Origin of the sequence: Pseudomonas sp. FSL W5-0299 (genome assembly GCF_005930655.1) — a bacterium.
In the GTDB taxonomy this organism is placed as follows: Bacteria; Pseudomonadota; Gammaproteobacteria; order Pseudomonadales; family Pseudomonadaceae; genus Aquipseudomonas; species Aquipseudomonas mandelii.
Map to the genome: position 1 here is coordinate 193,783 of NZ_RXHX01000002.1, position 23,793 is coordinate 217,575.

At 59.5% G+C, this 23,793-nt stretch carries 24 protein-coding genes, 1 tRNA gene and 1 pseudogene; 12 read left to right on the top strand and 14 right to left on the bottom strand.

Annotation, left to right across the window (positions count from 1 at the left end):
- Window positions 1-46 precede the first annotated feature (46 nt).
- A pseudogene (locus FHL16_RS04645) lies at window positions 47-1,101 on the bottom strand (PDDEXK nuclease domain-containing protein).
- Between the two features lie 263 nt (window positions 1,102-1,364).
- Here FHL16_RS04645 and FHL16_RS04650 point away from each other — a divergent pair.
- Window positions 1,365-1,814: a hypothetical protein gene (locus tag FHL16_RS04650; RefSeq protein WP_077747584.1), complete on the top strand. Its 450-nt coding sequence runs from the start codon at window positions 1,365-1,367 to the stop codon at window positions 1,812-1,814.
- Between the two features lie 37 nt (window positions 1,815-1,851).
- Here the strand turns inward: FHL16_RS04650 and FHL16_RS04655 are convergent, their stop codons facing one another.
- The 6 genes from FHL16_RS04655 to FHL16_RS04680 all read right to left on the bottom strand — a co-directional run bounded on the left by FHL16_RS04655 (window position 1,852) and on the right by FHL16_RS04680 (window position 6,872).
- The gene (locus FHL16_RS04655; RefSeq protein ID WP_077747585.1) at window positions 1,852-2,313 is read right to left on the bottom strand and encodes a DUF4234 domain-containing protein; all 462 of its coding nucleotides are present in this window, start codon (window positions 2,311-2,313) and stop codon (window positions 1,852-1,854) included.
- 332 nt (window positions 2,314-2,645) lie between these two features.
- Window positions 2,646-2,721: transfer RNA gene (locus FHL16_RS04660), tRNA-Phe, on the bottom strand.
- A gap of 103 nt (window positions 2,722-2,824) precedes the next feature.
- Window positions 2,825-3,097, bottom strand: a complete 273-nt coding sequence (locus FHL16_RS04665; RefSeq protein WP_010464608.1) for an oxidative damage protection protein — start codon at window positions 3,095-3,097, stop codon at window positions 2,825-2,827.
- Window positions 3,094-4,161 (bottom strand): A/G-specific adenine glycosylase, encoded by a 1,068-nt coding sequence (mutY, locus tag FHL16_RS04670; RefSeq protein ID WP_077747586.1) that lies wholly within the window; start codon window positions 4,159-4,161, stop codon window positions 3,094-3,096. Before mutY ends, FHL16_RS04665 begins: the two co-directional genes overlap by 4 nt.
- Window positions 4,158-6,389: an AsmA family protein gene (locus FHL16_RS04675; protein WP_077747587.1), complete on the bottom strand. Its 2,232-nt coding sequence runs from the start codon at window positions 6,387-6,389 to the stop codon at window positions 4,158-4,160. The genes mutY and FHL16_RS04675 overlap by 4 nt, the downstream gene beginning before the upstream one ends.
- Before the next feature lie 78 nt (window positions 6,390-6,467).
- Window positions 6,468-6,872, bottom strand: coding sequence for an acetyl-CoA sensor PanZ family protein (locus FHL16_RS04680; protein ID WP_077747588.1), 405 nt, complete (start codon window positions 6,870-6,872; stop codon window positions 6,468-6,470).
- A gap of 224 nt (window positions 6,873-7,096) precedes the next feature.
- On the opposite strand from FHL16_RS04680, the gene FHL16_RS04685 reads away from it, so the two are divergent.
- From FHL16_RS04685 to FHL16_RS04715, 7 genes are all read left to right on the top strand, one after another.
- Window positions 7,097-8,761 carry an OFA family MFS transporter gene (locus FHL16_RS04685; protein WP_010464600.1) on the top strand — a complete coding sequence of 555 codons (1,665 nt, stop codon included), beginning with the start codon at window positions 7,097-7,099 and terminating at the stop codon, window positions 8,759-8,761.
- A 264-nt stretch (window positions 8,762-9,025) separates the two neighbouring features.
- A complete protein-coding gene (gene hisB / locus FHL16_RS04690) occupies window positions 9,026-9,619 on the top strand; it encodes an imidazoleglycerol-phosphate dehydratase HisB (RefSeq protein ID WP_003218037.1) in 594 nt (197 codons plus the stop codon).
- On the top strand, window positions 9,619-10,257 hold the full coding sequence (gene hisH / locus FHL16_RS04695) for an imidazole glycerol phosphate synthase subunit HisH (RefSeq protein WP_010464592.1): 639 nt from the start codon (window positions 9,619-9,621) through the stop codon (window positions 10,255-10,257). Before hisB ends, hisH begins: the two co-directional genes overlap by 1 nt.
- Complete coding sequence (locus FHL16_RS04700) at window positions 10,258-10,515, top strand: DUF2164 domain-containing protein (protein WP_010464590.1); 258 nt, start codon at window positions 10,258-10,260, stop codon at window positions 10,513-10,515. It begins immediately after the preceding gene.
- 103 nt (window positions 10,516-10,618) lie between these two features.
- The gene (gene hisA / locus FHL16_RS04705; protein WP_010464588.1) at window positions 10,619-11,356 is read left to right on the top strand and encodes a 1-(5-phosphoribosyl)-5-[(5-phosphoribosylamino)methylideneamino]imidazole-4-carboxamide isomerase; all 738 of its coding nucleotides are present in this window, start codon (window positions 10,619-10,621) and stop codon (window positions 11,354-11,356) included.
- A 9-nt stretch (window positions 11,357-11,365) separates the two neighbouring features.
- Window positions 11,366-12,136: an imidazole glycerol phosphate synthase subunit HisF gene (gene hisF, locus FHL16_RS04710; RefSeq protein ID WP_007972752.1), complete on the top strand. Its 771-nt coding sequence runs from the start codon at window positions 11,366-11,368 to the stop codon at window positions 12,134-12,136.
- Window positions 12,137-12,214: 78 nt separating this feature from the next.
- On the top strand, window positions 12,215-12,970 hold the full coding sequence (locus FHL16_RS04715) for a substrate-binding periplasmic protein (RefSeq protein ID WP_010464581.1): 756 nt from the start codon (window positions 12,215-12,217) through the stop codon (window positions 12,968-12,970).
- Window positions 12,971-13,097: 127 nt separating this feature from the next.
- On the opposite strand, the gene FHL16_RS04720 is transcribed toward FHL16_RS04715, so the two are convergent.
- The 4 genes from FHL16_RS04720 to gpmI all read right to left on the bottom strand — a co-directional run bounded on the left by FHL16_RS04720 (window position 13,098) and on the right by gpmI (window position 18,290).
- The gene (locus FHL16_RS04720) at window positions 13,098-13,874 is read right to left on the bottom strand and encodes a divergent polysaccharide deacetylase family protein (RefSeq protein ID WP_077747589.1); all 777 of its coding nucleotides are present in this window, start codon (window positions 13,872-13,874) and stop codon (window positions 13,098-13,100) included.
- A gap of 1 nt (window position 13,875) precedes the next feature.
- Window positions 13,876-15,195, bottom strand: coding sequence for a S41 family peptidase (locus FHL16_RS04725; protein WP_010464576.1), 1,320 nt, complete (start codon window positions 15,193-15,195; stop codon window positions 13,876-13,878).
- Window positions 15,196-15,226: 31 nt separating this feature from the next.
- Window positions 15,227-16,519, bottom strand: a complete 1,293-nt coding sequence (locus FHL16_RS04730; protein ID WP_010464574.1) for a murein hydrolase activator EnvC family protein — start codon at window positions 16,517-16,519, stop codon at window positions 15,227-15,229.
- A 241-nt stretch (window positions 16,520-16,760) separates the two neighbouring features.
- A complete protein-coding gene (gene gpmI / locus FHL16_RS04740) occupies window positions 16,761-18,290 on the bottom strand; it encodes a 2,3-bisphosphoglycerate-independent phosphoglycerate mutase (RefSeq protein WP_010464572.1) in 1,530 nt (509 codons plus the stop codon).
- A 153-nt stretch (window positions 18,291-18,443) separates the two neighbouring features.
- Between gpmI and FHL16_RS04745 the strand changes: the two genes are divergently transcribed.
- From FHL16_RS04745 to secB, 3 genes are read left to right on the top strand one after another with little or no spacing between them, the layout of a single operon-like run.
- A complete protein-coding gene (locus tag FHL16_RS04745) occupies window positions 18,444-18,857 on the top strand; it encodes a rhodanese-like domain-containing protein (protein ID WP_010464571.1) in 414 nt (137 codons plus the stop codon).
- A 1-nt stretch (window position 18,858) separates the two neighbouring features.
- Complete coding sequence (gene grxC / locus FHL16_RS04750; RefSeq protein WP_010464569.1) at window positions 18,859-19,113, top strand: glutaredoxin 3; 255 nt, start codon at window positions 18,859-18,861, stop codon at window positions 19,111-19,113.
- A 41-nt stretch (window positions 19,114-19,154) separates the two neighbouring features.
- Window positions 19,155-19,640 carry a protein-export chaperone SecB gene (secB, locus tag FHL16_RS04755; RefSeq protein ID WP_007949026.1) on the top strand — a complete coding sequence of 162 codons (486 nt, stop codon included), beginning with the start codon at window positions 19,155-19,157 and terminating at the stop codon, window positions 19,638-19,640.
- 121 nt (window positions 19,641-19,761) lie between these two features.
- Here the strand turns inward: secB and FHL16_RS04760 are convergent, their stop codons facing one another.
- Window positions 19,762-20,217: a tRNA (cytidine(34)-2'-O)-methyltransferase gene (locus FHL16_RS04760; RefSeq protein ID WP_007949025.1), complete on the bottom strand. Its 456-nt coding sequence runs from the start codon at window positions 20,215-20,217 to the stop codon at window positions 19,762-19,764.
- On the opposite strand from FHL16_RS04760, the gene FHL16_RS04765 reads away from it, so the two are divergent.
- Window positions 20,216-20,656 (top strand): hypothetical protein, encoded by a 441-nt coding sequence (locus tag FHL16_RS04765; RefSeq protein ID WP_010464565.1) that lies wholly within the window; start codon window positions 20,216-20,218, stop codon window positions 20,654-20,656. The two genes, FHL16_RS04760 and FHL16_RS04765, sit on opposite strands and share 2 nt — an antisense overlap.
- A gap of 540 nt (window positions 20,657-21,196) precedes the next feature.
- Here the strand turns inward: FHL16_RS04765 and ntrC are convergent.
- Window positions 21,197-22,633 (bottom strand): nitrogen regulation protein NR(I), encoded by a 1,437-nt coding sequence (gene ntrC / locus FHL16_RS04770; RefSeq protein ID WP_010464563.1) that lies wholly within the window; start codon window positions 22,631-22,633, stop codon window positions 21,197-21,199.
- Window positions 22,630-23,715, bottom strand: coding sequence for a nitrogen regulation protein NR(II) (glnL, locus tag FHL16_RS04775; RefSeq protein ID WP_010464561.1), 1,086 nt, complete (start codon window positions 23,713-23,715; stop codon window positions 22,630-22,632). The genes ntrC and glnL overlap by 4 nt, the downstream gene beginning before the upstream one ends.
- Window positions 23,716-23,793 lie beyond the last annotated feature (78 nt).

Consider the following 23,793-nt stretch of genomic DNA (forward strand, 5'->3'; position numbering starts at 1 on the left):
CCAACGATAGTCCTCACACCGCGTGTGAACAATCCGCCCGTATTTATCAGGGGATCAGATCAAGCAGTCGCTCCTCGATTGCCGCCCGTTCTCGATCCAGCTCAGCACGTAGTTCATCTTCGCTCGGCAGCACTAGTTTGTATTTGCTGGCGAACAGTTGGTCATTGCCCTGTAACACTGAGTAGCGCACCACTGACTCGTTTTTTTGAGCGCAGAGAATGATGCCGACGGTTGGACCATCTGCTTCCTTGCGCTTAAGGTCGTCGTACATGCGTACATACATGTCCATCTGTCCGACATCCTGATGGGTTAATTCGCCGCGCTTCAGGTCGAAGATGACGAAGCAATTGAGCAAGTAGTTGTAGAACACCAGATCGATATAGAAGTCTCTGCCTTCGGTGCTTATTCGTTGTTGTCGAGCGATAAATGCAAAACCTTTTCCCAGCTCAAGCAGGAAGCCCTGAAGTTGCTTGATGAGTGCTTGTTCAAGTTCGGTCTCCAGTATCACCCCGGTATCGGGCAAACCAAGAAACTCCAGCATCACGGGATCTCTAACGAACTCCCTGGGATTGTCGTTCATCGCGTGGATATTCGTAATGGCTTCTGTCATGACGGCAGACTTGTCCCGACTCATAAGCAGGCGTTCGTAGTAGAGGGTGCTGATTTGGCGTTCCAGGGCGCGGCTTGACCAGTTTTGGTTGGCAGATTCGTCCATGTACCACTTGCGCGCCTTATCGCTGTCGACTCGCAGCAGCCTGCGGTAGTGGGTCCAGCTCAATTCGAGACGCAGTGCGTCTCGAATTGGAAACGCCTGATAAAACAGGCGCATTTTTCGCAAATTGGTTTCGTCAAAGCCTTTCCCGAACTCCGCTGTCAGTACCTTCGCCAGCGTAGACAGCAGCTGTTTGCCATAACCCGCCCGCCGAGCCCCCTCCTGCTCAAACTCGACAATATGCCTTCCAATCTGCCAGCAGGTTTGCACCTGAACGGTATCGACCGCTCGCAACACCTTCTGGCGTGCCTGACGTTCAGTTCCCCAAGGTTTCCCACCAGAGAGGCGAGTTGGGGATCTTTAGTGATTTCGGTTTTGACGATGCTCATGAAGTCTTCCGCGGCTTGGAGAAACAGGCGAAAGAGCATGCCAAGAGAAGGCAGGGCGGTGATGCAGGGCGCGGCTGGAAAGGAAGAAGGAAATGCCGGATTCGTTTTGCAGGAGCAATCCGACTGAAATGCGTGCTTGAGGAATACAACGTGTAGTCCATTTCGCAGTGAGCCCAAGTACCAATCAATCTAAAACTTGAGCATCCAGCGAGAAATCCAAAAGGAGTAACGATTGGGTTCCGTGGAACCCGGGAGCCACCATCATGAAGTCCATCCATTCCCTCATGTTTTCCATCGCCACCATCGGTGTGCTGATGTTTCCCGCCATGTCAGAGGCCGCCAGCCTCGATCCCATCGACAGCACAGGCGTGCAGATTCAGCGCCAGGAACAGAACGGGATTACCTATCTGTCCGGCGGTATTGGCGAGGATGAAGCGAAGGCCATTCAGCAAGCGACCGGCTACAATCTGCACATGACCTTTTCCATTGGGCCGGAGGGCAAATATGTACCGGATGTTGAATTGGTTATCCAGAGTGCTCAAGGTCAATCAGTGCTGACACTCAGTCAGGCAGGGCCTCTGGTTTACGTCCAGTTACCGGCCGGCAAGTACACCGTGGTCGCCACCCGTAATGGTGAGGAAAAGCGTGACACGACAGATGTCGGCAGCGCTGGGGTGCGTAATCTGGTGTTCAACTGGAAGGGTGATGAGTGACGGTGGCAGTCCTTCGAGACTGCCCCTCGCCAGTTGATCAGGCTTGCGTCGTCTGGCCACGCAGGATCAGTTGTTTACGCTGCTCTTCAGGCAAGTCGTTGATGCAGTAGTTCACGTAAAAAATGTTCAGGAAGAAGGTATAGAACCCGTTCATGCGCAGGTCGATTTTGTGCTCGTTGAGGGCGTATTCCGACAGTGCGTTTTTTGCCTTGAAGGCCCATACGATGTACAGCGCGTTCAATGCGATCAGCAAAATGCCGGAAAGCGAGTCGAACAACACGTCGCCCAGGTTCGACAACGCGCCGCTCCAGCCAAGGCAGACGGCGACCCAGATGACGTAGGTGTCGTCGACCACTTTGATTTTCGTGGTTTCGTTGATCTTCTGGTTGCTCTTGTACAACCACAACAGCAAGTAGATCCCGGCGGTCGCAATCGACAGCAGGACCATGTTCAAGGTTTTGGTGTTGATCTTGTCTTTCAGTTCATTGATGTCAGACATAACTGTTCCATGTTCAGGACTTTCGAGAAGGGAGCGTGCCTGGAAGGCTGGCTTCGTGTCGTCGAACAGGGGAGGGCAGTGTTTTGCGGGGAGGGGTGAAATGCACGCACTCCTTGCGCTGTCTCTCTCCTGTATCGGCTGATTCGGATGCGGGGCATCGGGATCAATGTCGGCTTTATTCCATGCACGGGGAAAATAATAGCATGGTGCCATCATCGAGGCGGCGTACTAAAGCGTGATTGTTTTCCGGCAGCTGTGCTGCGGTGGATTGTCGTTATCAAATCCCAGGCATAAAAAAACCCTGAATCTTGCGATTCAGGGTTTTCGGTATTTGGTGCCCAGAGACGGAATCGAACCGCCGACACGGGGATTTTCAATCCCCTGCTCTACCGACTGAGCTATCTGGGCAACGGGGCGCATTAAACGGGTTTTTCAGGGGGTCGTCAAGCAAGTTTTCAAAAAAAATTTAACTATTACCGTCGCTTACGTTCCGACCCCCGATAAATCGGGATTATTCCGCCGGCGGAACGTAGCCGTCAGCCTTGGCGTATTCCTCGCCAGAGAAGTACTTGTCCATCTCGCCCTGAAGGTATTTGCGGTCTTCGGCGTTCATCATGTTCAGGCGTTTTTCGTTGATCAGCAGGGTCTGGTGTTTCTGCCAGTCGGCCCAGGCCTTGGCCGAGACATGGTCAAAAATGTCCTGACCTTTGGCGCCCGGGAATGGAGCGCGCTCCAGGGCGGGCAATTCTTCTTTGTACTTGCGGCACATGATGGTGCGGGTCATGACAACTCTCCTGCGTTCAATACGGCGGCCGCGCGTTCGAGCAAGGTTTTGACCGGGGCGGCAAGGCCCAGGCGCGGCGGGGTGGCGAGGTTATACCAGAGCCAGTCGGCCTCGGCCACGTGATGGCCAGCCTCCTGGACCTGAACCAGCCAGGGTTCGATGGACAACTGGAAGTGGCTGAAGGTGTGGACCAGACTCGGCAGCGCTTGTTGCGTGCCCAGTTCCAGCGAGTGCTGCGAGGCCAGATGTTGCAGGTCGTCGAGGTCATCGAGTTCCGGCAGGCTCCACAAACCGCCCCACAAGCCCGTAGAAGGCCGGCGGTAAAGCAGAATCGCGCCTTCGCCGTTGGCGAGCATCGGCATCAACGTGCGCTTCTGTGGCACGGTCTTGCGCGGCTTCGGGATCGGGTAGCGGGTTTCCAGGCCAAGCATGTGCGCTTCGCAGCCCTTTTCCAGCGGGCAGAGCAGGCAACTCGGTTTGCTGCGGGTGCAGAGCGTGGCGCCCAGATCCATCATCGCCTGGGTGTAGGCGTTGACCCGATCATGCGGCGTGAAGCGCTCAGCGTTCGCCCACAGCTGTTTGGCGACCTTCGGCTCGCCCGGATATCCCTCTTGCGCGGTAAAGCGCGCCAGCACCCGTTTGACGTTGCCATCGAGGATCGGCGCCCGCAGGCCCATGCTCAGGCTGGCGATGGCGCCAGCCGTGGACAGGCCGATGCCCGGCAACTCGACAAGCTTTTCGACATCTCGCGGAAACTCGCCGCCGTACTCGGCCACAACGATCTTTGCGGTTTTCTGCAAATTGCGTGCGCGAGTGTAGTAACCCAGGCCGGTCCACAGGTGCAGCACTTCGTCTTCCGGCGCGGCGGCCAGGGCCTCGACCGTCGGCAGCGAAGCCATGAAACGGTCGAAGTAATTCAGCACGGTGCTGACCTGGGTCTGTTGCAGCATGATCTCCGAGACCCACACCCGATACGGCGTGATGCCTTGTTGCCAGGGCAAATCGTGGCGGCCGTGGCGGTCGTACCAGTCCAGCACCGCCGTTGAAAACTGCTCGGCTCTCATCGCTTGAACAGCCCCTTCAACGCATTTTTCAGTTCAGGGCTGACCTTGTCGCCAAGCTTCTCGTCGATTTTTTCACTGATCCGCTCGCCCGCCAGTTTGCTGGCGACCTCGCCCATGCGTTCATTATCGAGACGGCACGCCTTGGCGCCCAGTTCCAGCGGGCCACGGCAGCGCAGCGGCCACTCGATGCCGACAAACTTCTCGCCGACCTGGCAGGCCGGGTCCGGCATGTCGCTCTTATCGCCTTCGACGATCACGCCCACGCGATAATCCATGCCCAGTACTCGCAGGTCGACGTCGCCGTCACCTTTGACGGTCATGCCCGGGATGCGCACTTTCAGGTCCGGGTTGCTGGCCACGCCGTTACGGAAGGTCAGGTTACCGTTGAGTTCCTGGAACGGTGTGTCCTTGCCCCGTGGCTCGCCGCTGAGGCTTTTGCGGTTGAGTGTGGCGATGCCTTTGCACAGTTGTTGTTCAAGGTTGGCGTTGAGCAGCACGCCGTTGTTGATGACGAAACTGGCGTTGCCGTTGAGCGTCTCGATCAGCGCTTGCTGGCTGTTGCCGCTGCCGGTCAGCGCGCTGTTGAGCGTCACCAGGCCGTTGACCGGTGGATTCTTCCCTTGGCTTTCAAGGATTTTTTCCACGGGCACTTTGGTGATGCGCGTCTGCATGTTCAGCGCCGGTACTTCCGGGCGCACGTCCAGGGTGCCCTTGGCTTCGAAGTTGCCACCGTACAGGTCGCCGCGCAGTTCCTCCAGAGTCAGCAGGCCGCCTTGGCCAGCGGCCTTGAGCGTTGCGTTCTGAATCGGCAGTTTGTCGAGGGTCAACTGGCCGAAGGTCAGGTCGGCCTGCACGTCGAGTTTGCGCAAGCGTTCTACCGGCAACAGGCGTTCAGTACTCCACGCAGTTTTGGTCGGTGCGGCGGGCAACGGTGTGCTGCCGGCGCCGGCCATGGCGTCGGCTTCGGTGCTGGCGACTTCGGCCTGACGCACTTGCGTCGCGCTACTGGCTTCGGCGGACTTGGGTGGCAGATAGCGGTCAACGTTGAAGGTGTCGGCCTTGAGGGTTGCGCGCAGCGATTGCTTGGCGAAGTCCTCGACGGCGATGCGGCCACTGAAGCTGCTGTCGTCGACTTTCAGGTTGATGTTGTCGAGCGACAGGCTCGCAGGCGTGCCCGCCAGACGGCTGACCAGCTCGACCTTGCTCAGGCTGCCTTCGGCCATGGCCGGGAGTGTCTGGCCGATGCTGTCGACGAATTTCGCCAGGTCGAACTGAGCAATCGAAATGCCGCCGCTGATTTGCGGCGTCTTGTCGAGGTCGTTGACCTTCAACTCGCCCAGTGCGCGCAATTGGTTGGCAGAGATCTTGATACCGGTCCATTCGGCGACGTTCGCGGCTTTATCCAGCAGCAACTGACCTTGGGCGGCAAAGGTCATGGTCTTGCCTTGCAGCGGATCGCCGGCGACTTCGCCGGAGAGCTTCATGTCCTCGAATTTGTAGCGCTGCAAGGCGCGTTCGAAACGCAACTCGCCATTGAGCTCGGTGCGTACCCGCAGGACCGGCTGATTGGTGCCGAGGAACGCGGTGAGTTTGACCGGAATGTTGGTCGAGTCGTGGACCGGGCCGGTGCTCAGCTGGATGCTTTCGGCGCTGAACTGCTTGCCTGTCTTCTCGTCGTTGTATTCAACGCGGGCGTTGTTGACGGTCAGGCTGTCGATGTCCAGGCGAATCGGTTGGGCCGGTTTTTCCGCCTGGGCGGTGGTGGTCGGCGCAGGCGCAGGTTCGCCAGCAGTAGCGGCTGGCGTGGCCGGGGTGACTGGCGCCGGGGCCTTGCCGATGTCTTCCCAGTTGCCGTGGCCGTCCTTGTCGCGGTTCAGGCGCAGGTTAAGGCCTTCGACGCGCACGTCACTCATCTGCACTTCGCGGCGCAGCAGCGGCAGCACGCGCACGGACAGACCCAGCATCTGCAAGTCGGCGAACGGTTCGGTGGGTTTGGCCAGGGTCGCGACACTGGCTTCGTGCAATTCCAGGCCAAGCCACGGGAACAGGCTCCAGCCGATATCGCCATTGAGCGTCAGCTCGATGTGGGCCTTGTCGCGGGCAATCTGGCGAATCTCGTCTTTATAGTCGTTGGGATCGAAGAGGTGGGTCAGGGCAAAGCCCAGCGCCACAATGATCAGCAACAGCCCGAGAAGCACCAGACCCAGGATTTTGCCGAACGCTTTCATGGGCGAGTCCTTGTAGTTAGTCGAATTCGAAATTTAGCCGGGGAGTATAGCGCTCCGAAGCGGACGACCGGTCAGCGATCACGTCGGCAGCACATCCAGCGGCACTTTCAGCTTGGCGGCCAGTGCCTGAGCTTCGAGATGCCCGGCAGGTGCCAGCAGACGCAAGGTCACGCCCGATTGCGAAGCCATTTTCCGCGCTTCGTCCACCATTCGTTCGGCAACGCCACGGCGACGGGTAATTTTTCGCACGCAGATTTGGGACAAGTGCCAAACGTCGTGGTTTCGTTGCAAGCGAGCCGCGCCGAGCAGCCGATCATTGAAGCGTCCGGCGATCAGCGAACCGTCTTCCAGGCAGCTTTCGATCAGCTGCAAACCCCCTGAAAACGGGGCGAACAGCCAGTCCGGAGCGTCGCGGTAAATTTTTTGCAGGTCTTGCTGATCCTGATAAGTGGCTTCGTGCAGCAGCTCGACAATGATCGGCATGGCGGTTCCTTCAGTGGTACGAGAACAGATGACTTACACAAAGGTGATATCACTTTGGTTTTTCTGTCACGTACAGATGGTAACCTCTGCCGGTTCGTCCGTCCTTCTGCGACGTGATGTCGCACCAAAATGGAGCTTCACCCTGAAAAAGACAGTCATGCGTGCGCATAAGGCTGGGGGCGAAGAGTGGCTGGCGAACCATACTAATAATTGGGGGATACACAATGACCACGAGTATCACGGCGGATGGCTTTACAGCCAATCAGCCCGGGTTCCTGTCCAAGGAACGCATCATCGCCAAGCCCGGTTTCAACCGCTGGCTGGTACCACCGGCCGCACTGGCCATCCACCTGTGCATCGGCATGGCTTACGGCTTCTCGGTGTTCTGGTTGCCACTGTCCAAAGCCCTGGGCGTGACCAAGCCGGTAGCCTGCGCGCCGGACATGAGCTTCATCTCGCAAGTTTTCTCGTCGCAATGTGACTGGCCGATCTCGATGCTCGGCTGGATCTACACCCTGTTCTTCATCTTCCTCGGCTGCTCGGCAGCGATCTGGGGCGGCTGGCTGGAACACGCCGGGCCTCGCAAGGCTGGCGTTGTATCGGCACTGTGCTGGTGTGGTGGTCTGCTGATTTCGGCGCTGGGGATTTATACCCACCAGATCTGGCTGATGTGGATCGGCTCCGGGGTCATTGGCGGTATCGGCCTGGGGTTGGGTTACATCTCGCCGGTGTCGACCCTGATCAAGTGGTTCCCGGACAAGCGCGGCATGGCGACCGGCATGGCGATCATGGGCTTCGGTGGTGGTGCGATGGTCGGTGCTCCGCTGGCCGCAGCCCTGATGGGCCACTTCGCTTCGGCAGACAGCGTCGGTGTGTGGCAGAGCTTTCTGGTGATGGCCGCGATCTACTTCGTGTTCATGATCGGCGGTGCACTGTCCTACCGCGTGCCGCCAACCGGCTGGAAACCTGAAGGCTGGACTGCTCCGGCGAAGAAAGCTTCGAACGCGATGATCACTCACCGTCACGTCCACGTGAATGTGGCGTGGAAAACCCCGCAATTCCGTCTGGTGTGGCTGGTGCTGTGCCTGAACGTGTCGGCGGGTATCGGCATCCTGGGCATGGCTTCGCCGCTGTTGCAGGAAGTGTTCGGCGGTAAATTGATCGGTGTTGACCTGCCGTTCGGTCAGTTGGACGCCGGGCAACTGGCTTCTATCGCGGCGATTGCGGCCGGTTTCACCGGTTTGCTGAGCCTGTTCAACATTGGTGGTCGGTTCTTCTGGGCGTCGTTCTCGGATTACCTGGGCCGTAAAAACACCTATTTCGTGTTCTTCGCCCTGGGCTTTGCCCTGTACGCGCTGATCCCGAACCTCGGTCACCTGGGTAACGTTGCGCTGTTCGTGGCGGCGTTCTGCATCATCCTGTCGATGTACGGCGGTGGTTTTGCGACCGTGCCGGCTTACCTGGCGGACCTGTTCGGTACGCAAATGGTTGGCGCGATCCACGGTCGTCTGCTGACGGCGTGGGCGGCGGCGGGCGTGTTGGGTCCGGTGTTGGTGAACTACATTCGTGAGTATCAGTTGAGCATCGGCGTTGAGCGCGCCGCGGCTTACGACATCACCTTGTACATCCTCGCGGGCTTGCTGGTGCTGGGTTTCCTGTGCAACCTGATGGTTCGCCCGGTGGCCGACAAGTACTTCATGACTGACGCCGAACTGGCTGCCGAACAGGCGCTGGGCCATGACAAGGGCGCTGACGCCAGCACTGTGCTGGAGTGGAAAGCGGCGCCGGGCACCAAGCCGTTGGCGATTGCTGCGTGGCTGGTGGTGGGGATTCCGTTGGCGTGGGGTGTCTGGGTGACCCTGCAGAAGACGGCGGTTCTGTTCCACTAAGTAAAACGCACTGCCCCTGTGGGAGCGAGCCTGTTCGTGAATGCGGTCTGACAGTCGACAGAGATGTTGAATGTGAAGGCCCTTTCGCGAGCAGGCTCGCTCCCACATTTGTTTGAGGCGCCATCAAATCCGCTTGTATGGACATGTCTATCCCCGATACTCCCGGATTCACTCCGTCAGTGATATCACCTCCCGTGTTTCTGTTTCGCGCCCGCGCCCCTATAATGGTTGCCTTTTTCGCCCAATGATTTTGCGGAGCTGGTGATGGCCGAACGTAAGGCGTCAGTCGAGCGCGACACTCTGGAAACCCAGATCAAAGCCTCGATCAACCTGGATGGCACCGGAAAGGCCCGATTTGATATCGGTGTCCCTTTTCTTGAGCACATGCTGGACCAGATCGCCCGTCACGGGCTGATCGACCTGGATATTGTCAGCAAAGGCGACCTGCATATCGACGACCACCACACGGTGGAAGACGTTGGTATCACTTTGGGTCAGGCCTTCGCCAAAGCCATCGGCGACAAAAAAGGCATCCGTCGCTACGGCCACGCCTATGTTCCGCTCGATGAAGCCCTATCGCGTGTGGTGATCGACTTCTCCGGCCGTCCTGGCCTGCAGATGCATGTTCCCTACACCCGCGCCACCGTTGGCGGCTTCGACGTTGACTTGTTCCAGGAATTCTTCCAGGGCTTCGTCAACCATGCGCTGGTCAGCCTGCACATCGACAACCTGCGTGGCACCAACACCCACCACCAGATCGAAACCGTGTTCAAGGCATTCGGCCGCGCCCTGCGCATGGCCGTAGAGCTTGATGACCGCATGGCCGGTCAGATGCCGTCGACCAAAGGCGTTCTGTAATGCAGACGGTCGCGGTTATCGATTACGGCATGGGCAACCTGCACTCGGTGGCCAAGGCCCTCGAGCACGTCGGTGCCGGCAAGGTCCTGATCACCAGCGATGCCGATGTGATTCGCGAAGCCGACCGGGTGGTTTTCCCCGGCGTCGGCGCGATTCGCGATTGCATGGCGGAGATCCGTCGCCTGGGCTTCGACTCGCTGGTGCGCGAAGTCAGCCAGGACCGTCCGTTTCTCGGCATCTGTGTCGGCATGCAAGCCTTGCTCGACAGCAGTGAAGAGAACGACGGCGTCGATTGCATCGGTCTGTTTCCAGGCCAGGTGAAGTTCTTCGGCAAGGACCTGCACGAAGACGGCGAACACCTGAAAGTCCCGCACATGGGCTGGAACGAAGTGAAGCAGACGGTGAGTCACCCGCTGTGGCACAACATTCCGGACCTGGCGCGTTTCTACTTCGTGCACAGCTACTACATCGCCGCCGGCAATGCGCGGCAGGTGGTGGGTGGCGGTCATTACGGTGTCGATTTCGCCGCGGCGCTGGCCGATGGCTCGCGTTTCGCCGTGCAGTTCCACCCGGAGAAGAGCCATACCCATGGCCTGCAATTGCTGCAGAACTTCGCCGCGTGGGATGGTCGCTGGTAAATGGCTGCCAAGAAGAAGCCGCCGATCCTGACCCTCACTCCCGAGCAGGAGAACGAGGCCAATCACAAGATCAAACGCTTCATGGAAGATCGCTTCGAACTGGACCTGGGTTCGTTCGAAGCGGCTGAAATCCTTGAGCTGTTTACTCGCGAAATTGCGCCGCACTATTACAACAGGGCGATTTTCGATGTGCAGACGCACCTCAAAGAGAGGTTCGAAAGCATCGAAAGCGACTTGTGGGCGCTCGAGAAAGCATAGGAGCAGCTGCAAGCTTTAAGCTGCAAGCTGCAAGAAGTAGAAACGCGTGCGTGCTTGCAGCTTATAGCTTGCAGCTTGCAGCTCTTTGGACGAAGGAAAAAGCATGCTGATTATTCCCGCTATCGATCTTAAAGACGGTGCCTGTGTTCGTCTGCGCCAGGGCCGCATGGAAGATTCCACGGTGTTCTCCGATGACCCGGTGAGCATGGCTGCCAAGTGGGTGGAGGGCGGTTGCCGTCGTCTGCATCTGGTCGACCTGAACGGCGCCTTCGAAGGCCAGCCGGTCAACGGCGAAGTGGTCACAGCCATTGCCAAGCGCTACCCGAACCTTCCGATCCAGATCGGTGGCGGTATCCGTTCCCTGGAAACCATCGAGCACTACGTCAAAGCAGGCGTGAGCTACGTGATTATCGGCACCAAAGCCGTGAAAGATCCGGCCTTCGTCGCTGAAGCGTGCCGTGCGTTCCCGGGCAAAGTGATCGTCGGTCTGGACGCCAAAGACGGTTTCGTCGCCACTGACGGTTGGGCGGAAATCAGCACCATTCAGGTGATCGACCTGGCCAAGCAGTTCGAAGCCGATGGCGTGTCCGCGATCGTTTATACCGACATCGCCAAAGACGGCATGATGCAGGGTTGCAACGTACCGTTCACCGCTGCCCTGGCCGCTGCCACGCGCATTCCGGTCATCGCTTCCGGCGGCATTCACAACCTCGGTGACATCAAGTCGCTGCTCGACGCCAAGGCGCCAGGCATCATCGGCGCCATCACCGGCCGGGCGATCTACGAAGGCACCCTCGATGTCGCTGAAGCGCAAGCTTTCTGCGATTCGTACAAAGGCTGAGGACTGACCATGGCGCTGGCCAAACGCATCATCCCTTGCCTGGACGTGGACAACGGCCGGGTGGTCAAGGGCGTCAAGTTCGAGAACATTCGTGATGCCGGCGATCCGGTGGAAATCGCCCGTCGCTACGACGAGCAGGGCGCTGACGAGATTACCTTTCTCGACATCACCGCCAGCGTCGATGGCCGCGACACCACGCTGCACACCGTCGAGCGCATGGCCAGCCAGGTGTTCATCCCGCTGACGGTGGGCGGTGGTGTGCGCACGGTGCAGGACATTCGCAACTTGCTGAATGCCGGTGCGGACAAGGTTTCGATCAACACCGCAGCGGTATTCAACCCGGAATTCGTCGGCGAAGCGGCCCAGCATTTCGGCTCGCAGTGCATCGTCGTCGCTATCGACGCCAAGAAAGTCTCCGGTCCGGGCGAAACCCCGCGCTGGGAGATTTTCACCCACGGCGGGCGCAAGCCAACCGGCCTCGACGCCGTTGAGTGGGCGAAGAAGATGGAAGGCCTGGGTGCCGGTGAAATCCTGCTGACCAGCATGGACCAGGACGGCATGAAAAATGGTTTCGACCTGGGCGTCACCCGCGCCATCAGCGATGCGCTGGGTATCCCGGTGATTGCCTCCGGCGGCGTCGGCAACCTGCAGCATCTGGCCGACGGCATCATCGAAGGCCACGCCAGCGCCGTATTGGCGGCGAGTATTTTCCACTTCGGCGAATACACGGTGCAGGAAGCCAAGGCCTACATGGCGCATCGCGGAATCGTCATGCGCTAAACAAATCCATGCAGGCCAGTGGACAGCATGGCGGGCTCAAGGCACTCTTGGGCACGCCATGGATTTCGGTAGCCCAACATGATCAAACGCCTGCTTCTTGTCCTCGCCAGCGCTTCTCTGTTGCTCATCAATGGAGCCCACGCTGAAGAAAGTCCCGACACCGACCTGGTGTTACTGACGGAAAATTTCCCGCCATACAACATGGCGAAGAACGGCAAGAACTTCGCTCAGGACGAGAACATCAATGGCATTGCCGTGGACATCGTCCGCGAGATGTTCAAACGTGCGGACGTCACCTACAGCCTCACACTGCGCTTCCCTTGGGAGCGAATCTACAAGCTCGCCCTCGAGAAACCCGGTTACGGCGTGTTCGTGATGGCGCGCTTGCCGGACCGCGAAAAGCTGTTCAAGTGGGTCGGCCCGATTGGCCCGGACGACTGGATCATGCTGGCCAAGGCTGACAGCAAGATCAGCCTGGAGACGCTGGATCAGGCGCGCAAATACAAGATCGGCGCATACAAGGGCGATGCGATTGCCGAGACGCTGGCCAAGCAAGGGTTGAAGCCCATTGTCGTGCTGCGCGATCAGGACAACGCAAAGAAGCTGGTGAGTGGTCAGATAGATTTGTGGGCCACGGGCGATCCGGCCGGGCGCTATCTGGCGCGTCAGGAGGGCGTTAACGGTCTCAAGACGGTGTTGCGGTTCAATAGCGCCGAACTCTATCTGGCGTTGAACAAAGACGTTCCAGATGACGTGGTGGCCAAGCTGCAAGCCGCGCTGGATCAGCTGCGCAAAGAAGGCGTGGTGGACGACATCATGGCGCGGTATCTCTGATACCACCGTGTTCAAGTGTGGGGGCGAGCCTGCTCGCGATGAGGCAGTGTCAGTCAACATCACTGTTGGCTGATTCACCGCCATCGCGAGCAGGCTCGCTCCCACAGTGGTTTTGTGTCGTTGCGGATTAGCGGTACACGCCATCCTTTCCATGCGCAGCCGTCGCGCGATTGCTGCGCACGCTGATCATCTGCTTGATGTCGATCCACTCAATGCCCTGAGCCTTGAGCTTGGGCAGTTCCCTCTCCAGCACCGCCAGCGTTTGCGGATACGGATGCCCGATCATCACCGCCGAGCCTTGCTTGTGCGCCAAATTAATCGCCGTCTGCAACTGCGTGAAAATCGCCGCTTCGGTGCGCTCGTCATCCAGAAACACATCCCGCGAAACGCTTGCCAACCCAATCTTCTGTGCCTCCGCCGCCGCGACGGTCTGTGCGCTGGTGCGGCTGTCGACGAAGAGCTTGTGCCGGCGCTGCAAGTCCGCCATCAACCAGGCCATGGCCGGTTGCTGAGCGGTCATGCGACTGCCCATATGGTTGTTGATGCCGGCGGTGTAAGGCACGACCTTGAACGCCGCGCTCAGGCGTTTCTCAAGTTCGTCGATGGGCAAATCGGGATGCCAGGCAAACGGGCCGGTGGCCGGGTCCATGGGCATGTGCAGGATGACGATCTTGCCGGCGCGATGGGCCTCGCGGGCGAATTCGGTGGCGTGGGGCGTGTCGGGCATGATCGCCGCTGTTACCGGGCCGGGCAGGGCCAGCACGCGACGATCCCGGGGCAGGTTCTGCCCCAGGTCATCGATGATCAACGTGAGATAGGCTTTCTGCGGCGCAGCGGTAGCGGGCGTTGCGTGGGCAACGCCCGCCAGACAGCACAGCAGACCGATCAGCAGCCGCAGGCGCACCTCAGCGACCGGAGGTGATGCTCAGCCCTTTGAGCAGGCTCAGCGCCTGGGCCAGTTGGTAGTCGTCATCCTGCGGCATTGCCTTGGCCTTGCTGCTGGAACCGCTCGGTTTGTCGGCGCCGCCGTTGCCATTGCCCAAGTGACCCTGCAGATCGGCTTCCTTGAAGTATTCGCTGTCCTGCTCGTTGGTGATCTTGGCCCTGCGCACTTCGATGTCCGGGACGATGCCCTGGGCCTGGATTGAGCGGCCGTTCGGCGTGTAGTACAGCGCCGTGGTGATCTTCAGCGCGCGGTCGTTGTTCAGTGGCAGCACGGTTTGTACCGAGCCTTTGCCGAAACTGGTGGTGCCCATGACCACCGCGCGTTTCTGATCCTGCAAGGCGCCGGCGACAATTTCCGAGGCCGAGGCGCTGCCGCCGTTGATCAGCGTAACCATTGGCACGGCTTCGCTTTCGTCTTTGCCGGTGGCCGAGAAGCGCAGTTCAGAGTTGGCGATGCGGCCCTTGGTGTAAACGATCAGGCCCTTGGTGATGAAGTGGTCGACCACTTCCACTGCCGATTGCAGCACGCCGCCCGGGTTGTTGCGCAGGTCGAGAATGATGCCGTTGAGCTTCTTGCCGTTGTCCTTGCGCAACTTGGCCAGGGCTTTGGACACTTCTTCGCCGGTCTTGACCTGGAACTGAGTGATGCGGATGTAGCCGTAGCCCGACTCCAGCAGCTGCGCCTTGACGCTCTTCACCTGAATGATGGCGCGGGTCAGGGTCACGTCGAACGGCGTACCGCCGTCGCGCACCAGGGTCAGGGTGATTTTCTGGCCGATCTTGCCGCGCATCTTGTCGACGGCTTCGGTCATGCTCTGGCCGCGAGTCGGCTGGCCGTTGATCTTCACGATGAAGTCGCCAGCCTGAATGCCAGCCTTGGACGCCGGGGTGTCATCGATGGGCGAAACCACTTTGATGAAACCGTCTTCAGCGCCGACTTCGATGCCCAGGCCGCCGAATTCGCCGCTGGTGCTTTCCTGCAATTCAGCGAAGTCTTCCGGGCCCAGATAGGCGGAGTGCGGATCGAGGTTGCTGAGCATGCCTTTGATGGCGTTTTCCAGCAGGGTCTTGTCGTCCACCGGTTCGACATAGGCGGCCTTGATCCGATCCATGACCTCGGCAAAGGTGCGCAACTCTTCCAGAGGCAACGGCGCCTTGGTGGTCGCAGCAGTGCCCGCAGGCGCGACCGCCGGGGCCGGTTGAGCGGCAAACGCCAGAGGCGCGCCGATCACCAGGGCGATCGTCAGGGCCAGCGAGGTAAGGCGGGACAAATGCAGCATGTCTAACGAACTCCTGAAGTAGATGGCGTACTTATCCTTGCGCACGACACCATTGCGCCGGATCACTCGGGTGACCCTGCTGACGAATAGCGAAATACAGCGCTGGTGTGTCCTGCCCGCCACTGTTACCGACAGTGGAGATGGACTCACCGGCTTTTACTACGTCACCCGCAGACTTGAGCAGCGTCTGGTTGTGACCATAAAGACTCAGAAAACCGTTGCCATGGTCGAGAATCACCAGCAGCCCGGCGCCACGCAACCAGTCGGCGAATACCACGCGACCGCCATGCACGGCGTGCACCTGGCTGCCGGCGGAGGCGCTGATCATCACGCCGTCCCACTTGGTTCGGGCGTCGTCGCCACGGGATTCACCGAAGCGTGCCAGCAGTCGACCATCAACCGGCCACGGAAGTCTTCCCCGGCTTGAAGCAAAAGGGCCGCCAAAGGTCTCGCCTGAACTGGAAACCAATGCGCCAGGGTTCGACTTGACCGGTTTGCGTGGGGCGTCAGTGGCATTCGCCTGCTCCTGAGCCTCACGTAAACGCTTTTTTTCGGCTTCCTGCTGGGCGATGAGCGCTTTTTGTCGCGCCTCTTCAGCCTCTCGTGCCTGGCGGGCCAGGGTTTCCTCGATGGTTTTAAGGACTTTAGACAGGTCTGCCTGATCCTGCTCGCGGGCGGCCAGCTTCTGGTCGCGCGCCTTCACGTCGTCGCTCAACTTGGCCAGGACTTGCTGGCGCTCCTTGCGAACCTTGTCGAGTTCGTCGCGCTGGCTGTCGAGGCTGCTCTTCTGCACCAGCAATTGTGCCTGTTGCAGGGCGATGTCTTTTTCGACGTTGGCCAGTTGGCGCAAGGTTTCGTTGAAATTCTTCAGCTGCTCCAGGCGGGCCTGGCTCAGGTAGTCGTAATAGGTGAGGGTTCGGGCGAATTTTTCCGGATTCTGCTGGTTCAGCAGGAGTTTCAAGTACTCCTGACGGCCGTTCTGATAGGCCGCACGGGCCTGAATGGCGATCAGTCGTTGCTGTTCAGTGCGCGCGCTCTGGAGTTTTTTTTTCTCAGCATCGAGTCGCTGCAGCTCGGATTCGCTTTTCTTCAGCTCTTTTTGCAGGGCTTCGACCTGCTTCTCGAGCTTGCCCATCTCGGTCTCGGTGCCTTTGAGGTCTTTCTGCACACCGGATTTTTCTTCCTGCAGCTTGCCCAGCAGTTTTTTCAGCTCGGCAATATCCTGACGCGTGGCGTCCAACTGTTGTTGGGTTTGCGCGCGCTCATCAGCGAAGGCCGGTTGGAGCAGGCAAGTCAGGGCAAGGGCTATCAGGACGCGAAGCATAGAGGCGGGCGACACCAGGGAAAGGGACGGCCTAGTATGCCCGCCAAGCGCCGCAAAAAAAACGCCCAATTGGGGTTGTGTGATAACCGGAGCAGCGTTGCCTCTGAAAACACTCCAAAACCACTGTGGGAGCGAGCCTGCTCGCGATGGCGCCCTGACATTCAACAATGATGTTGGCTGTCAGATTGCTATCGCGAGCAGGCTCGCTCCCACAGGGTTTGGCGTCGTCAGATGGATCTGGTTACACCAGAATAGACGTGCCGGTCATTTCAGATGGTTTTTCCATCCCCAGCAGCATCAGCATCGTCGGCGCGACATCCGCCAGCACGCCGCCATCACGCACCTTGAAGTTCCGCTTGCCGACATAGATGAACGGCACTGGCTCGGTGGTGTGAGCGGTGTGTGCCTGGCCGGTGGAGGCATCGGACATTTGCTCGACGTTGCCGTGGTCGGCCGTAATTAGCGCTTCACCGCCAACCTTGTCCAGCGCTTCGACGATACGGCCGACGCACAGGTCCAGGCATTCAACGGCTTTCACCGCCGCATCAAACACGCCGCTGTGGCCAACCATGTCGCCGTTGGCGTAGTTGACCACGATCACGTCGTAACGCTGGTTTTCGATGGCCTCGACGATGCGGTCGGTGACTTCCGGGGCACTCATCTCGGGCTGCAAGTCGTAGGTGGCGACTTTCGGCGACGGAATCAGGATGCGTTCTTCGCCCGGGAACGGTTCTTCGCGACCGCCGGAGAAGAAGAAGGTCACGTGGGCGTATTTTTCGGTTTCGGCGATGCGCAGCTGGGTCTTGCCGTTTTTCGCCAGGTAATCACCCAACACATTGTCCAGGCTGCCGGCGGCAAAGGCCGATGGCGCAGGGATGCTGGCGGCGTATTGGGTCAGCATCACGAAACCGGCCAGTTTCGGCTGGCGCGCACGCTCGAATTCCTTGAAATCGTCTTCGACGAACACGCGGGTCAGCTCACGGGCGCGGTCGGCGCGGAAGTTCATGAAGACCACGGCGTCGCCGTCTTCGACTTTCACCGGCTCGCCGATGGAGGTGGCTTTGACGAATTCGTCGCTCTCGCCACGCTCATAGGCAGCTTGCAGCCCTTCCTGTGCGGTGGCGGCGTTGAATTCGCCGTTGCCGTCGACAATCAGGTTGTAGGCCTGGGATACGCGGTCCCAACGGTTGTCACGGTCCATGGCGAAATAACGGCCGATGATGCTGGCGATCCGGCCTTTGCCCAACGCCTGGAAAGTCGCGTCGAGCAGTTCGATGGACGACTGGGCGCTTTTCGGCGGGGTGTCGCGGCCATCGAGGAAGGCGTGCAGGTAGATTTTTTCGGCGCCGCGCTTGTAAGCCAGTTCGGCCATGGCGACCAGGTGATCCTGATGGCTGTGAACGCCGCCATCGGACAGCAGGCCCATGAAGTGCACGGCTTTGCCGGCAGCAACGGCTTTATCCACAGCCGCGCAGATGGTCGGGTTTTCGAAAAACTCGCCGTCGCGGATCGATTTGGTCACGCGAGTAAAGTCTTGATACACCACGCGACCGGCACCCAGGTTCATGTGGCCGACTTCGGAGTTGCCCATCTGGCCGTCCGGCAGACCGACATCCATGCCGCTGCCCGAGATCAGGCCGTTTGGCACAGTGGCCCACAAGCGGTCCAGTACGGGCTTCTTCGCCGCAAACACGGCGTTGGATTCAGGGCTCTCACTGTGACCGAAGCCGTCGAGAATAATCAGGACCAAAGGTTTAGGCGTGGTAGTCATGGATTCCACTCGTGGCTGAATTAAAAGAGGGCGATGGAAAAGGGAGTGGCAGTTTAAAGCGAAGTTCCTGCGCCGTCACCGCCGGACGGGGTTTGGCCCACCATAGTGGCTGTGTATACTGGCCGACATTTTAACGCCCTGGAACCTCCTTCGATGGTTGCTAACCTGATTCAATTCGCCACTAACCACTATCTGCTCGTCGGTATCTTCGTCGTACTGCTGGCGTTGCTGATCGCTTATCAGATGCAAGGCGGCGGCCGCAGCCTGAGCACCGGTGAACTGACCGGCTTGGTCAACAAGGACGCGGGCGTTGTAATCGACATCCGTCCGGTCAAGGATTTCGCCGCCGGTCACATTGTTGGCGCGTTGAACATTCCTCACGACAAGCTGACCGCTCGCATTGCCGAACTGGAAAAGCACAAGGCCAAGACCATCATCCTGGTCGATGCCATGGGCCAGACCGCCGGCACCCATGCCCGCGAACTGATGAAATCCGGCTACACCGCCGCCAAGCTGTCCGGCGGTATTTCCAGCTGGAAAGGCGATAACCTGCCGCTGGTGAAGTGATATGAGCAACGTCGTCGTCTATTCCAGCGATTACTGCCCTTACTGTTCGCGAGCCAAATACCTGCTCGAGAACAAAGGCGTGGCCTTCGAAGAGATCAAGGTCGATGGCAAGCCGCAGGTGCGCGCCGCCATGGCCCAGAAGGCCGGACGTACGTCCGTGCCGCAGATCTGGATCGGCGAGCGCCACATTGGTGGCTGTGATGATTTGTTTGCCCTTGAGCGCGCCGGCAAGCTCGACGCCATGCTCAAGGCCTGAACGCCTTCCCTATAAGACCCCAAGATCAGAAAGGATCTGAGATGACTGACCAACAGAACACTGCAGCTAGCGAAGAAGAAACCGCACCGCAATTCTCCTTGCAGCGCATCTACGTACGTGACTTGTCGTTCGAAGCCCCGAAAAGCCCGGCGATCTTCCGCCAGCAGTGGGAGCCAAGCGTCGGTCTGGATCTGAACACTCGTCAAAAGGCCCTGGAAGGCGACTTCCACGAAGTCGTGCTGACCTTGTCCGTGACCGTGAAAAACGGTGACGAAGTGGCGTTCATCGCTGAAGTGCAACAGGCCGGGATCTTCCTGATCAAGAACCTGGACGACGCTTCGATGAGCCACACCCTCGGCGCGTTCTGCCCGAACATCCTGTTCCCGTATGCTCGCGAGACCCTGGACAGCCTGGTGACCCGCGGCTCGTTCCCGGCCCTGATGCTGGCGCCGGTGAACTTCGACGCGCTGTACGCACAAGAACTGCAACGCATGCAGGCGGCTGGCGAGACTCCGACCGTTCAGTAAGCGGTTCAGCAACACCCATGTGGGAGCGAGCCTGCTCGCGAAAGCGGTGTTTCAGTCGGTATTGATGTCGACTGACACGCCCTCTTCGCGAGCAGGCTCGCTCCCACATTTGTTATGGGTGTTACTTGAAACCGAGCTGACGCCAGCCTTCGTAGACGGCGACCGCCACGGTGTTCGACAGGTTCAGGCTGCGGCAGCCTTCGCGCATCGGCAAGCGCAGGCGTTGTTCGCCGGGCAGGGCATCGAGCACTTCCGCCGGTAAGCCACGGCTTTCAGGGCCGAACAGGAACGCGTCGCCCTCGGCGAAGCTGGCATCGTGGAACGGGCGCGAGCCCTTGGTGGTGAACGCGAACAGCCGTGGATGACCAAGACTTTCCAGGCAACTGGCGAGGTCCGCGTGGCGTTGCAGGGTGGCATACTCGTGGTAGTCGAGGCCGGCCCGGCGCAGGCGTTTGTCGTCCATCTCGAAGCCCAGCGGTTCGATCAAATGCAGGTGGCAGCCACTGTTGGCGCACAGCCTGATAACGTTGCCGGTATTCGGCGGAATTTCTGGTTGAAAGAGGATGACGTGAAACATGCACGGCTCCGAAGGTAAAGATGAGCGGCATTCTACGCCGCCCATCGATCCACGTTCGAAACTATTACCGCGGGTGATGGGTTCGCTGGCGATTGTCGGACTGATGGTGGGGCTGATGATCGGTCGCCTGACCACGCCTGACCCCAGCGAATTGCAACAGATCGAGGTGACGGACGATGGGCTGGTGGTGTGGTTCAACAACGAACCCAAATCCCATGGCGAATTCGTGGACGGCAGCCTCGCGCTGCTGTTCGAGGCGCAAGGCAAGGCGCAGAAAGGTCAGCTCAAGCTCAACGATAAGGTCGTGAACTGGCGGACGCGCTTGAGTGATGGGGGGTTGTTGCTGACGGTAGTAGCGGCCCGGCCACTGCTCGGCGAGTGGACCGGTAGCGAGGTCGATGACCGCTGGCGGCTGGAGATCCATCTCCGGGAGCAATAAAAGAGGGAATCCCCGGCCTGCCTGTACCAAGGTTCCCAAAACGGCAGGGCTCGCGCATGGTGTCGAGCCCGGTGTAAAGAAGGAACCCTTGACCTGCCTGTATCAAGGGCCCCAAAACTGGGGGGCTCGTCGCGAGTGCGGTATGAGCCCGATGTAAAGAGGGGAATCCCCGGCCTGCCTGTACCAAGGTCCCCGAAACCGGGTAGTGAACTGAATCACTGAATGGACTATTGCAGGGGGCGTGCCAGGTTTTAACAAGTTGAAACAGAAAGCTGCGCTGGAATGCCGAAAGCCCCGTATTGCGGGGCTTTCGTGTTTTTTCGATAGGGGTTCAATTGCGAAAACCGGCGGGGTTCTGGATTTGTTTTTGTGCGCGATTGCGGTTCACGGTGCATTCAGTCGGTGCACGTTGGCCCCAAAAGCTTCGCGGGCAAGCCTCGCTCCTACAGGGTTTGCGCCATTTCAAGATTAGCGCGTGACCTGTAGGAGCGAGGCTTGCCCGCGAATGGATGTAACTGTCAGCGAAGAGCTAGAGGCTGCTTAGCCTTCTTCCCCCTCATCATCATCCCCGCCATCAACCTTCATCCCCAATTCCTTGATCTTGCGCGTCAGGGTATTACGTCCCCAACCCAGCAACACCGCCGCATCGCGACGTCGCCCGGCGGTGTGTTTCAGGGCGGTCTCGATCATGATCCGCTCGAACGCCGGTACCGCGCTGTCGAGCAAACTCGATTGACCGCGGGCCAACGCCTGATCAGCCCATTGACGCAGCGCTTGCTCCCAATTGGTCACAGGCGCCGAATCCTGCGGCAGGCTCAGCAGTTCCGGCGGCAGGTCGCTGATGTGCACCTCGCGACCCGAAGCCATCACCGTGATCCAGCGGCAGGTATTCTCCAGCTGACGCACATTGCCGCCCCACGGCAGGTTCTTCAGGTATTCCTCGGTTTCGCTTTTCAGCAGCTTCGGTTCCACCGCCAGTTCTTGCGCAGCACGGCTGAGGAAGTGCTTGGCCAGGGTCGGGATGTCTTCGCGACGGTCCGACAGCCGTGGAATGTGGATGCGGATCACGTTGAGGCGGTGAAACAAGTCCTCACGAAATTTCCCGGCGTGCACCAGGGTTTCCAGGTTCTGGTGCGTCGCAGCGATGATGCGCACATCGACCTTTACCGGCGTATGACCGCCGACGCGATAGAACTCGCCGTCGGCCAGTACGCGTAGCAAACGGGTCTGGGTGTCGGCCGGCATGTCGCCGATTTCATCGAGGAACAGCGTGCCGCCGTCCGCCTGCTCAAAGCGCCCGCGACGCAAGTTGGCTGCGCCGGTGAACGCGCCTTTCTCATGGCCGAACAACTCGGATTCCATTAGGTCTTTCGGGATCGCCGCCATGTTCAACGCGATGAACGGCGACGCAGCCCGTGGACTATGGCGGTGCAGGGCGTGGGCTACCAATTCTTTACCGGTACCGGATTCACCGTTGATCAGCACGGTGATGTTGGAGTGGCTCAAGCGCCCGATGGCGCGAAACACTTCCTGCATCGCCGGCGCTTCGCCGATGATTTCCGGGGTGCGGGTCAAGGCGACCGGGACTTCCAGGCCTTGCTGTTCCTGGGCGTGCTGGTTGGCGCGTTTGACCAACGACACCGCTTCGTCGACGTCGAATGGTTTTGGCAGGTACTCAAACGCGCCGCCCTGATAGGACGCGACAGCGCTGTCCAGATCGGAGTGCGCAGTCATGATGATCACTGGCAACCGTGGGTGTTGCTCGCGAATCCGCGCCAGCAGGTCCAGGCCACTGGCACCCGGCATGCGGATGTCGGAGATGATCACGTCCGGCTGCTGGCGCGCCAGGCGGCTCATCACGCCATCGGCGCTGTCGAAGCTTTGCGTGGTCATGCCTTCCTGCTGCAAGGCTTTTTCCAGGACCCAACGGATAGAACGGTCGTCATCGACGATCCACACGGTTTCACTACGGCTCATGTCGATGTGGCTCCTTGTTCCAGGGGCAGAAAGATCGAGAAAGTGGTGTGGCCTGGGTGGCTGTCACATTCGATCAGGCCCTGGTGCTGGCTGATGATGTTCTGGGTGATGGCCAGGCCCAGCCCGGTACCGTCCGGGCGGCCGCTGACCATGGGAAAGAAGATGGTTTCTTGCAGGTCCGCGGGAATGCCGGGACCGTTGTCGATGATTTCGATCTTGGTCACCAGGCGATGGCGCACGTGGCCAATGGTGAACTGGCGCATGGCGCGGGTGCGCAGGCTGATGCGGCCCAGGCGCAGCTCGTTCTGGCTGCTGATGGCCTGCATTGCGTTGCGCACGATGTTCAACACGGCCTGGATCATTTGTTCTCGGTCGATCAAGACGTCGGGAATGCTTGGGTCGTAGTCGCGCACCAAAGTGATGCAGCCCTGACTTTCGGCCTCGACCAGATGGCAAACGCGTTCCAGAACTTCGTGGACGTTGCACATGGCCAGCGACGGCAATTTGTTGGAGCCGAGCATGCGATCCACGAGGTTTCGCAGGCGGTCGGCTTCTTCAATGATGACGTTGGTGTAATCGCGCAGGCTTTCCTCCGGCAGTTCACGGGCGAGCAACTGCGCCGCGCCGCGAATCCCGCCCAGCGGGTTCTTTATTTCGTGAGCGAGACCGCGCACCAGCATTTTGCTGGTTTCCTGTTTCGACAGTTGCGCCTCTTCCTTGGTGATCCGCAGCAAGCGGTCACGGGGGTGGACTTCCAGCAGCAGCATCGTGGCGCCGTTGGCCAGGATCGGTGTCACTGCGTAGTCGACGGTCAGCGTCTGGCCGGTGAGGGCGGTGAGCATCGCTTCGCGTTTGGTAAACGGGTGCGCCTGCTCGACCGCCTGGCGCAAGGAATTCAGCGCTTCGGTGGATTCGGTGAACAACTCGCTGATGAACTGCCCATGGCTACGCTGACCGCTGATGGCCAGGAGCATCTCCGCCGCCGGGTTCATGTACTCGAGGCGCAATTCGGCATCGAGCAAAATGGTAGCGGTGGTCAGATTGTCGAGAAGCAGACGATGGAGTGCGTCACTGATGGTCATTTAGGACCTCTTTTGGAGCAGGGCATGCGCGCGAATAACGCGCCGATATGAGGAAAATGCAAAAACCAAACCAAGGCT